This window comes from Methanobrevibacter sp. (assembly GCF_045541095.1).
Classification (GTDB): domain Archaea; phylum Methanobacteriota; class Methanobacteria; order Methanobacteriales; family Methanobacteriaceae; genus Methanocatella.
Window position 1 is genome coordinate 1 of the sequence record NZ_JAZQIJ010000140.1, and the last position, 11,600, is coordinate 11,600.

The 11,600-nt window shown below is 34.9% G+C and carries 10 protein-coding genes; all 10 read left to right on the forward strand.

Features of this window, described 5'->3' with window-relative positions; translation table 11 throughout:
* The first annotated feature begins 328 nt into the window (after positions 1-328).
* On the forward strand, positions 329-958 hold the full coding sequence (locus ACKI2P_RS06065) for a class I SAM-dependent DNA methyltransferase (RefSeq protein WP_407375955.1): 630 nt from the start codon (positions 329-331) through the stop codon (positions 956-958).
* Positions 959-1,245: 287 nt separating this feature from the next.
* Positions 1,246-2,895, forward strand: a complete 1,650-nt coding sequence (ilvD, locus tag ACKI2P_RS06070; protein ID WP_407375956.1) for a dihydroxy-acid dehydratase — start codon at positions 1,246-1,248, stop codon at positions 2,893-2,895.
* A gap of 4 nt (positions 2,896-2,899) precedes the next feature.
* Positions 2,900-4,171: a histidinol dehydrogenase gene (gene hisD, locus ACKI2P_RS06075; RefSeq protein ID WP_407375957.1), complete on the forward strand. Its 1,272-nt coding sequence runs from the start codon at positions 2,900-2,902 to the stop codon at positions 4,169-4,171.
* Positions 4,172-4,216: 45 nt separating this feature from the next.
* Positions 4,217-4,762, forward strand: a complete 546-nt coding sequence (locus tag ACKI2P_RS06080; protein WP_407375959.1) for an acyltransferase — start codon at positions 4,217-4,219, stop codon at positions 4,760-4,762.
* A 173-nt stretch (positions 4,763-4,935) separates the two neighbouring features.
* The gene (gene aspS, locus ACKI2P_RS06085) at positions 4,936-6,255 is read left to right on the forward strand and encodes an aspartate--tRNA(Asn) ligase (protein WP_407375960.1); all 1,320 of its coding nucleotides are present in this window, start codon (positions 4,936-4,938) and stop codon (positions 6,253-6,255) included.
* A 5-nt stretch (positions 6,256-6,260) separates the two neighbouring features.
* Positions 6,261-7,454, forward strand: a complete 1,194-nt coding sequence (locus ACKI2P_RS06090; protein ID WP_407375962.1) for an NAD(P)/FAD-dependent oxidoreductase — start codon at positions 6,261-6,263, stop codon at positions 7,452-7,454.
* A gap of 64 nt (positions 7,455-7,518) precedes the next feature.
* Positions 7,519-8,148, forward strand: a complete 630-nt coding sequence (locus tag ACKI2P_RS06095; protein ID WP_407375964.1) for a cobalt-precorrin-8 methylmutase — start codon at positions 7,519-7,521, stop codon at positions 8,146-8,148.
* Between the two features lie 9 nt (positions 8,149-8,157).
* Positions 8,158-9,432 carry a glutamate-1-semialdehyde 2,1-aminomutase gene (hemL, locus tag ACKI2P_RS06100; RefSeq protein ID WP_407375966.1) on the forward strand — a complete coding sequence of 425 codons (1,275 nt, stop codon included), beginning with the start codon at positions 8,158-8,160 and terminating at the stop codon, positions 9,430-9,432.
* A gap of 4 nt (positions 9,433-9,436) precedes the next feature.
* The gene (locus tag ACKI2P_RS06105; protein WP_407375968.1) at positions 9,437-9,862 is read left to right on the forward strand and encodes a signal peptidase I; all 426 of its coding nucleotides are present in this window, start codon (positions 9,437-9,439) and stop codon (positions 9,860-9,862) included.
* Positions 9,863-9,881: 19 nt separating this feature from the next.
* Positions 9,882-11,582, forward strand: a complete 1,701-nt coding sequence (gene argS / locus ACKI2P_RS06110) for an arginine--tRNA ligase (protein ID WP_407375970.1) — start codon at positions 9,882-9,884, stop codon at positions 11,580-11,582.
* Positions 11,583-11,600 lie beyond the last annotated feature (18 nt).

Consider the following 11,600-nt stretch of genomic DNA (forward strand, 5'->3'; position numbering starts at 1 on the left):
GTACTTTGATATTTTGTATATTTTCCTTAAAACTAAATTATTCCATTTTTTTTTATACATAACCTATTATATTCTCTGAATATATGTTACGTGCTGTTTGTTTAGTGTATGTAGAATGAGATAATGCGGCAACATTATTCCAAAAAAAATTAACCATCAACCTAATTAATTTGGCAGACTCATAATTTAGAAGTATAATATCTTAAATTTTTTATCTTTAAACATGTTAATTAATAAATATTATAATATGTATGATTTTTATGACAAATTCAGTGAAGTTTATGATGACTGTGGCGTTAGCGATTTTTCCGTAGTCTTTGGCAAATCAATGTTAAAATATTTCACTAATGTGCATCCAAATGAAAATTTCAGGAAAAATTTAGATTTATGCTGCGGAACTGGAACATTATGCAATTTTTTTAAAGAACAAGCTATTGAAACAAAAGGTGTGGATATATCCGGGGGAATGTTGGCTATTGCTTTAAAAAATTATCCGGGCATTGAATTTATAAAACATGATATTATTGATTATCATGATGGTGAAAAATATGATTTTATCACCTGCACTGACGATGCTTTGAATCATATAACCAATACTGACGATATTAAAAAAATAATTCAAAATGTTAACACACATCTTAGAGTTGACGGTTTATTTATTTTTGATATAAATTATTTTGATATTATACCTCTTGAAAAAGTTAGCAAATCTTCAGATAATTTTAAAAATCTTTCTTATACCCCTCAAAGAGAAGGAAATATTGTTAAAATTAATGTTGAATATTATGAAAACAATGAATTATTGTGGAGTGACACAGTTTGTGAAAGAGATTATTCTATTGAAGAAATTGCTAAAATTTTGAATGACAATAATTTTGTAATAGAAGTATTTTCACAGTATTTCTTTGATGAGGTAAGGGCTCAAAAATGGAAGTGTGTTGCTCGAAAAATTGAATGAAATATTTCATTACTATATTATTTTTTTATCATTCTTTGTTACAAGATCAGCATCCACCTTAATATTATTTTGGGGATGCCTATATCAAAAAATTATTGTCAATTTAGATATTATAATAGTATTTTTCATGTATTTTTTTCTATTTCAATATATTATATTCGTTCTATTTTTTTATGCAAAAATTCTTTTTTAAATTTTAAATTTTTTTAAATTTGCCCAATAAATTAACATACTATAAAAGATATTAATTCCATATATATTTATGATTAAATTTTTAGTGTGATTAAATGAAAAGTGATAATATTAAAAAAGGTATTCAAAGAGCTCCTCACAGGTCTCTTTTAAGAGCTTGTGGCCTTACAGATGATGACTTTGATAAGCCATTCATTGGAATAGCAAACAGTTTTACAGATATTGTACCAGGTCATATACACTTAAAGGAACTTGTTGAGTTTGTTAAAGAAGGAATAATTGCTGCTGGCGGTATTCCATTTGAATTTGATACCATGGCCGTATGTGATGGAATAAGCATGAACCATGAAGGAATGAAATATTCACTCCCTTCAAGGGAAATTATTGCAGCTACTGTAGAAAGTATGACCAAAGGTCATGCGTTCGATGGTCTGGTATTGATTCCAAGCTGTGATAAGGTAGTTCCTGGAATGATAATGGGTGCAGCACGTGTTAACGTACCTAGTATTGTTGTTACAGGAGGACCAATGCAATCCGGAGTATATGACGGTAAAAATGTTGATTTGATTACTGTTTTTGAAGCTGTAGGTGCTAATTCTGCCGGTAAGATGTCTGAAGATGAAGTATATGCTCTTGAAAAATGCGCATGTCCTGGAGCTGGAAGCTGTTCAGGTTTATTTACTGCAAATACTATGGCATGTATTACAGAAACCTTTGGTTTATCCTTACCATCATGTGCAACAACTCATGCAAGGACAGAAGAAAACAACAAAATCGCTTTTGAATCAGGTAAACAAATTATCAAACTAGTTGAAAAGGACATCAAACCATCAGACATCATGACACAGGAAGCATTCAACAATGCAATTGCAGTTGACATGGCTTTAGGCGGTTCATCAAATACCGCACTTCATATTCCTGCAATAGCTAATGAGGTTGAAGGTGTCAATGTTGATTTGGAACTTTTCGATGAAATTTCCAAAAAGGTTCCACATATTGCCCTAATTTCTCCAGCAGGTGAAGATTCAATGATGGATTTACACTTGGCCGGAGGTATTCAGGCTGTTTTAAAAACTTTAGGAGATAAAATTGACACAGATCAATTAACAGTAACTGGTAAAACCATTAAGGAAAACTTGGAAACAGTTGAAAATAAAAACACTGATGTTATTCATACTTTGGATAATCCTGTTCATGAAGATGGTGGAATTGCAATTTTAAAAGGTAATCTTGCTCCTAATGGTAGTGTTGTTAAAAAAGGTGCAGTTGCAGATAATCTTATGCATCTTAAAGGACCTGCAAAAGTTTACAACTCAGAAGAGGAAGTTACTGCAGCAATTTTCGATCATGAAATCAGTGAAGGGGATATTGTAGTAATCAGATATGAAGGACCTAAAGGAGGTCCTGGAATGCGTGAAATGTTAAATCCAACATCCGCACTAGCAGGTATGAACATCAAGGATGTAGGATTAATAACAGACGGTAGATTTTCAGGCGGAACCAGAGGGCCATGTATTGGCCATGTATCTCCTGAAGCTATGGAGAACGGACCGATTGCCGCAATTCAAAATGGAGACATAATAGAAATTGACATCAACAATAGATTAATCAATGTTGAACTTTCCGATGAGGAAATAGCCAATAGATTAAAAGATGTCAAACACCCTGAAAGTGAAGTTGATGGGTGGTTAGCATTATACCAAAAACTTGTTCACTCTGCAGATACCGGCGCTATTTTGAGGTAATAATATGGAAATATTAAATTATTCCGATATTGATTTGTCTGAAACAATTAAACGCTCTGAAGAGGATGTAAATAAGGTTTTAGATATAGTTTCCGATATTTTAAATAATGTCAAAATTAATAAGGACAAGGCTATTATAGAATATACTGAAAAATTTGACGGTGTATTGATAGAAAATTTGAAAGTATCAAAGGATGAAATTAAAGAGGCTTATGATACATTAGATGATTCTTTACTTGCTGCCTTAAGACAGGCTGCAGAAAACATTGAAAAATTTCATAAAAAGCAAATTCCGTCTGAATGGGAAATGGAAGTTAATCCAGGCATAGTTGCAGGCCAGATTGTAAGGCCTATAAACTCAGCTGGCTGTTATATACCTGGAGGCCGTGCGGCATATCCTTCATCTATATTGATGACAGTGATACCTGCAAAAATTGCCGGTGTTAAAAAGGTAATCTGTGTGACCCCTCCTCAAAAGGACGGTAAAATTTTGGATGCAATTTTAGTAGCTGCTGACATTGCAGGTGCTGATGAAATTTATAAGGTCGGTGGTGCTCAGGCTATTGCAGGTCTTGCATATGGTACCGAATCCATTCCTCGTGTAGAAAAAATTGTCGGTCCTGGAAATATATTTGTAACTGCTGCAAAAAAACTGGTATATGGTCAAGTAGATATAGAATTCCCGGCCGGACCATCAGAAGTATTGATTTTGGCCGATGATTCTGCTAATCCTGAATTTTTAGCAACTGATATCTTGGCACAGGCAGAGCATGATCCAAACGCATCCTGCTTTTTGGTTACTGATAGTGAAGAGTTAGCATTAAAAACTGATGAGCATGTCAAGCAATTAACAGAAGTTGCTGAAAGACGTGAAATAATTGAACAGTCATTATCTAAAAGTGGAAAAATTATTATCACTAACACATTTGAAGAAGCAATTCATGTTACAAATGAATATGCTCCTGAACATTTAATCATATCTACAATAGATGATGATGAAACATTGTCACATGTCAACAATGCAGGATCCATATTTTTAGGTGCTTATTCTCCTGTTGCGGCTGGTGATTACGGTTCAGGTACTAATCACGTTTTACCGACTGGTGGTGGCGCTAAAATGTATTCAGGTCTTTCAACTGAAGCTTTCATTAAAAAACCAACAGTTCAAAGAATAACAAAGGAAGGGTTAAAAGAACTGTCTAAAACTTCAGTTCCGATAGCCGAATATGAAGGTTTTTATGCACATGCAAATTCTTTCAAAACAAGATTAAAATAGTTAATATTTCTTATTAACTATAATTTTTTAATTTTTAGTGATATTATGGTTTCAAATGAAATTAGAGTAGATATGAGGGACATGACTCCAGAGGAAATGAACTCTGCAATGAAAATGTCAGAGCTTGTTTTCAAACTAAATCATACAATGCCTATGACAGATGAATATAATGATTTGTTAAAAGAATTGTTAGGGGATAACATAGGTGAAAATTCACAAATTATTGCTCCCATAGCAGGTGCAGCTTTTGACCATATCAAAATTGGAAACAATGTTTTCATCAATTCCAATTCACTTTTAATGGCTCGCGGAGGCATTACAATAGAAGATGATGTTATGGTGGCTGCAAATGTACAGTTTCTATCCAACAATCATGATGAATATGACAGGCAAATCTTAGTCTGCAGGCCGATTCACATCAAAAAGGGCGCATGGATTGGTGCCGGAGCCAGTATTTTACCTGGTGTAACGGTAGGTGAGTACGCAATAGTTGGGGCCGGAGCAATTGTTACTAAGGATGTTCCAGATTATGCTGCTGTTGTAGGTTCACCCGCAAAAGTTATTAAAACATTGGATAAGGACAAATTTTAATTATTGATCTTTATCTAATATACTAATTTTTTTTCAATAATATATTTTATTTGATATCAAACAAAATACTGAAATATCTTTTTTTTAGCATATGTTTATTAAACATTAAAACTAAACTAAAATTATAATGAAAGTTTATCATTATTTTTATTTTTACAACCGAGGTGAATATTTTGCAAGGTTTATTAAATGATTGGAGAAGAACTAATTACGCTAACGAGTGCAATGCTGATATTGCAGGCTCTGATGTAACAGTCATGGGTTGGGTACATGAAATCCGTGATTTTGGTGGAATTATGTTTGTTATTCTACGTGATGTAACAGGTAGAGTACAAATTACCGCTCCAAGTAAAAAAGTAGAAGCAGAAATTTTAGAAGAATTAAGAAGTTTAAGAAAAGAATCTGTTGTTGCAATTAAAGGTTTAGCTCAGGAAGCTCCTAAAGCTCCTAACGGTGTTGAAATTTTACCTAAAGAAGTTAAAATCTTAAATCTAGCTAATCAACCTTTACCAATGGATCCTACCGAAAAAGTAAAAGCTGGAATTGACACAAGATTAGATTCAAGATTCTTGGATATCAGAAAAGAAAACGTTTCAGCAATTTTCAAAATCAAAGGTCAAATGTTCCATTCCATAAGAGATTTCTTCTATGACAATGGATTTTATGAAATTAACACTCCTAAACTTGTAGCATCCGCTACTGAAGGAGGTACTGAATTATTCCCTATTATTTACTTTGAAAAAGAAGCATTCTTAGGCCAATCTCCACAACTGTACAAACAGATGATGATGGCAAGCGGAATGGACAAAGTATTTGAAATCGGTCAGATTTTCAGAGCAGAAGAGCATGACACATTAAGACACTTGAACGAAGCAGTTTCCATAGATGCGGAAGCTTCATTCATGGATGATGTCGATGTTATGAACATCTTAAATGACATGCTTGTTAAAGTAATCACAGATGTGAATGATAACTGTGCAAACGAATTGGAAATTTTAGACCACCAAATTGAAGTTCCTGAAAAAAGATTCCCAGTTGTAACTTACGATGAAGCTCTTGAAATCGTAAATGCTGGTGATGTTGAAATGCAATGGGGTGAAGATTTATCCCGTGAAGCTGAAAAAGTTTTAGGAGACGCTATGGGCGGATTCTATTTCTTAACCGAATGGCCATCTGAAATCAAACCGTTCTATGTAATGCCAAAAGAAGGCGATGAAAAATACTCTCATGCTTTCGATTTAATGTACAACAACTTGGAATTATCCTCTGGTGCAACCCGTGTTCACCAACATGATTTACTTGTAAAACAAATCGAAGAAAGAGGATTAAATCCTGAAGGATTTGGCAGCTATCTTAAAGCGTTTGAATACGGTATGCCTCCTCATGCTGGTTGGGGTGTAGGTGCTGACAGATTGACTATGGTTCTCACCGGCGCTGAAAACATCCGTGAATGTGTACTCTTCCCAAGAGACAGACACAGATTAACCCCTTAGAGACTATGAAAGAATATGATATAGCTGTTATTGGTGGCGGCCCTGCTGGAATGATGGCGGCTGTTGCTGCTAGTAAAACTTCCAAAGTTGTATTGCTTGAAAAAAATTCCCAATTGGGCCGTAAATTGTTAATTACCGGTGGAGGAAGATGCAATATAACTAATAACAAACCAATAAAAAAGCTATTGAATTCATATTCTAATAAAAATTTTTTAAAACACTCTTTTTACTCATTTACTAATGAGGACTTATTTTCTTTTTTTAATTTGGATTTCATCGAGGAAGATGACAACAGGGTTTTTCCAAAAAGTGAAAAGTCAAGTGATATCTTAAAAGTTATAAGTGATAAGTTAGATGATGTTGATTTGATTTATAACTTTGAAGTTAAAAGCATCAGTGATGATTTTGTTATAAATGATAAGTTAAAAGCTCAAAAAATTATCATTGCCACTGGCGGTGTTACCTATCCGCAAACCGGTTGCAGTCCAAAAAATTATTCTTTAACTTCACAGCCCATAACTGACATCAAATACGGCCTAGTGCCGTTAATCACTAAAAAAGATCTCTCTTCAATTGCCGGTGTAACATTGTATGATGTGGTTATAAGTTATAAGAAAAGCAGGGTTAAGGGTAATGTTCTGTTTTCACACGTTGGCCTTACCGGTCCCGGAGTAATCAATCTGAGCAATGAGATTTCAGAAAGTATAAGTTATAACTTATTAGAAGATGAAAATGTCGACTTGGATTTGGAAATAGCAATTGATTTAATTCCTGAACTGTCACGTGAAGAGCTTCAGGACAAATTCAATAAGGATTTTCAGCTTAAAGGAAAAACAAAACTTAAAAACTATTTAAAACTCTTTTTAACAAACAGTTTCATAGAATTCTTTTTGGATGATATAGGCATTGACAGTGAAATTCAGTTATCCAATATAAACAAAAAAGCAAAAAACAGATTGATTGAGAATTTAAAAAGGTTCATTTTTGAAATAACCTCTTTCAATAAGGATTTATCAAAGGTTACAATTGGAGGCATTGATTTAAACTATGTAAATTCCAAAACCTTGGAATCTAGCGTAATTCCTAACCTGTATTTTGCCGGCGAAGTTTTGAACTTGCATGGCCCTACCGGAGGATACAATTTAAAAATAGCCTTTTCGACAGGTTATCTTGCAGGCATTTCTGCATCTCAAAAATAGTTTTTGGCCTTGACTTAAGAATCATGCATAATATTTAACATATATATTATTCAAAATTTATACTATGACAGACAAAATGTTCATGGGTGCATCTACCAAGCAAGGTTTGGATATCGCAAACAAGAGTCGTGAAATTATCCGTGGCCTTATTGGTGATGATGTCAAAGACTTAAAACCTATAGAAAGAGACATCGTTGAAAGGATTGTTCACTCAACTGCTGATCCTGAATATGCAAAATTAGTCTATATGAGTTCTGATTTTGTAGATGCAGCTATGGCTTCCCTGAAAAATAAGGAAACTATTTTAACTGATATTAATATGGTTAAATATGGAATTACTAGATATGAAGGGGATGTTGAGTGTTATATCAAAAATGAAGAAGTTGTTAAAATAGCTAAAGAGCATCAAATTACCAGAGCTGCAGCCGCAATGAGGTATGCTGCACAAAACGATTTTGAAGGAATTGTTGTTTCAGGAAATGCTCCAACAGCTGTTTTTGAAGCTATGGATTTATATCAAAAAGGAGAAATGAATCTTAAGGCAATTGTTGGTGTTCCTGTTGGTTTTGTTGGAGCTGCCGATTCTAAAGAAGCCTTAAAAAATTCAAATATTCCAAATATAGTTGTCGAAGGGCCTAAAGGTGGAACACCTATTGCCGTTGCATGTGTAAATTCATTAATTCAACATTTGTAGTGTGATAAAATGTATTCTGAAGAATTATTCAATGAATCTAAAAATTATTTTCCTGGTGGAGTAAATTCCCCTGTGCGTGCATTTAAACCTTATCCGTTTTTTGTTAAAAGCGCAGGTGGTTCAAAAATAACTGATGAGGATGGAAAAACCTACATCGACCATTGTTTGGCTTATGGTCCTTTAATTTTGGGACATGCTGATCCTAAAGTTGTAAGGGAAGTTTCAAATCAATTGACTATTGGAACCGCTTATGGTGCTCCTACCGAAAACGAAATAAATCTTGCAAAGGAAGTAGTTGACAGAATTCCTTCCGCTGAAATGGTAAGGTTCTGTAACAGTGGAACTGAAGCTACAATGAGTGCAATAAGACTTGCAAGAGGTTTTACTGGTAGAGATAAAATAGTTAAATTTGAAGGAGCATATCATGGGGCACATGATTATGTTTTAGTAAAGGGCGGTTCAGGTGCTGCCACATTACCTGACAGTCCGGGCATCCCTGCCGATACTACCAAAAATACATTGTCAGTTCCTTTCAATGATGAAGAGGCTTTGACAGAATTGATCGAAAAAGAAGGTGAAAACATTGCTTGTATCATTATGGAAGTGGTAATGGGTAATGTTGGATGTATTGAACCTAAACCTGGTTTTTTAGAATTTATTAGAAAAATCACTGAAGAAAATGATATTGTATTAATATTTGATGAAGTAATCACTGGTTTTAGAGCATCACGCGGTGGAGCTCAGCAGTATTATGGAGTCACTCCGGATTTGACCACATTAGGTAAGATTGTAGGCGGTGGGCTTCCGATGGGTGCATTCTGTGGAAAAAGAGAAATCATGGAATTGATTGCACCGCAAGGACCTGTTTATCAGGCAGGTACTTTTTCAGGTAACCCTGTTTCTGTTCAGGCAGGTATTTCCACTTTGACACAACTCGATGATGCATTTTATAAGGAGCTTGAAAGGAAAGGAAACTATCTTAGAGGAAACATTCAGTCTATTGTAGAAGATGAAGAATACAATATACAGCCAGTCGGGCTTGCATCAATGTTCCAGATTTATTTCAATCCTGCTCCGGTTTACAATTATGCCGATGCTCAGCAATCAGACAGAAAACAGTTCTTGAGATACTTCAAATCATTGCTGAAACAGGGCGTATTCATTCCTCCATCACAATTTGAATGCAACTTTATTTCAAATGCACACAGCATGGAGGATATTCAGAAAACTTCAGATGCCATTGAAATAGCTCTTCAGGAAGCATTCAGAAAAAGAAGAAGGTAATATTATGGAAATAGACTTTAAGGAAGTTGCATCATATATTGTTATTCTTGTAATAGTTTTGATTGCAGCACAACATTTGAATGTAGTTGTTTCAGGAAGTATGGAGCCTGCATTCTATAGGGGAGATATTGTACTTGTAGAAAAGGCAGATTTCCTTGGCCTGCACGAATTTGACCCGAAAGATGTTAAAGTAGGCGATGTTGTTGTTTATGATGCAAAATGGTTTAACCAGCCTGTCATTCACAGAATTATCAATATAGTCGATGTCAACGGAACTACGATGTATGTTATTAAGGGAGACAATAACAATGCTCCTGACCCATATTATGTTAATGCAGACCAGATTACAGAAAAGGTAGTGACCCTTGGTGATAATTTGGTTATTATTCCAAAAATTGGATATCTTTCCCTCTGGTTAAGAGGTTTATAATGTTTATTTAGGTGAGTTAATGTATTTTGAAATTGAAAAACAAGCTATTGATGCCATAAATAAGGCATTAGATCAATATGATGTAGAAATCGACAGGAATTTCAAATTGGAATTTCCTCCAAATCCTCAATTGGGAGACCTGGCAAGTACTATTGCATTTGCACTTACTAAAAAGTTAAGGACTTCTCCTCCTGAGGTTGCAAAGGAACTCGTTGAAAAAATTGAAGTACCTGAAATATTTTCCAAAGTTCAGAATTTCGGCCCTTACGTTAATTTCTTCATAGACTATTCCAAATTTTCAAAAATGCTTTTGGAAAAGGTCGATGAAAATTACGGCCAGCTTCCTGAATGCGGTGAAAAAATAGTATTGGAACATACTTCAGCAAATCCTAACGGCCCTCTTCATATAGGACACATCAGAAACTCTATTTTTGGAGATTCACTTGCTAGACTTCTGAAATTAGGTGGCCGTGATGTTGTAACCCAATATTATGTAAATGATATGGGAAGACAAATTGCAATCATTGTATGCGGTATAACCGAATGCGGATTGAAGATTGAAGATTATGAAGGAGATAAAATCGACCACAAAATCGGTAAATTGTACTTTGATGCAAACAAGGCCGTTGAAGAGGATGAAGCTCTAAATGCCAAAGTCGATGAATTAATCCAAAAATATGAGGAAGGCGAAGATGAAGAGCTGAACAAGGTCTTTGAGGATGTTGTCTCCAAATGTATCAGCGGAATGAAAGAATCACTTTTAAGAATGAACATTGTCCATGACGACTTCGTCTGGGAAGGCCAGTTTGTCAGAAACGGTGAAGTTGACGCTTTGGTCAACTATATCAAAAGAGAAGGATTTACAAGAGAGGACGATGTCTTATACATTGATTTGACAGACTTCAACATTGAAAAAGAGTTTGTCTTACGCCGTTCCAATGGAACTTCACTTTATTCCACCCGTGATTTGGCATACCACAAATATAAAGCTACTTTAGGTGACACAGTTCTTGATATTTTAGGTTCTGACCATAAATTGGCCGCAAAACAGATTAAAGTAATATTTGAAGAAATATTCAGACAGGAAGCTCCTGAAGTAATCTTTTATGAATTCATTACTCTTCCAGAAGGTTCAATGTCAACAAGAAGAGGTAAATTTGTATCAGTTGATGAACTTATTGATGAGGCTGTTTTAAGGGCACATGATGAAATCAAATCAAGAAATCCTGATTTGACCGAGGAAGAAATCGCCCCAATGGCTGAAGAGATTGGTGTTGGTGCTGTAAGATTCTTCATCGCTAAGCTGTCCCCTGAAAAACACTTGACATTCAAGTGGGATGAGGCTTTAAGCTTTGAAAGAGGTTGTGCTTCCATTCAATATGCTCATGCAAGAGCATGCAAACTGCTTGAAAAATCAGGTAAGGATATAAGTGCTTTGGAAGTAGCAGATGACTGGGTTCCAAATGATGCCGAACAGGACTTGGTAAGACAAATCGCCAAATTCCCACAGGTTGTTGAAGACTGTGCAAACAAAAAGAGAGTGCACAATATTACCCAATATGCTCAAGACTTAGCCGGTTCATTCAACAAGTTCTATAAATCAGAACAGGTCATAGGTTCTGATGTGGAAGATACCAGGCTCATTTTGGTTGACAGAGCCAAAACCACTATTAAAAACGCTTTAGATATTTTGGGTGTTACTGCACCTGAAAAAATGTAGATGAGATTTTTTTCATCT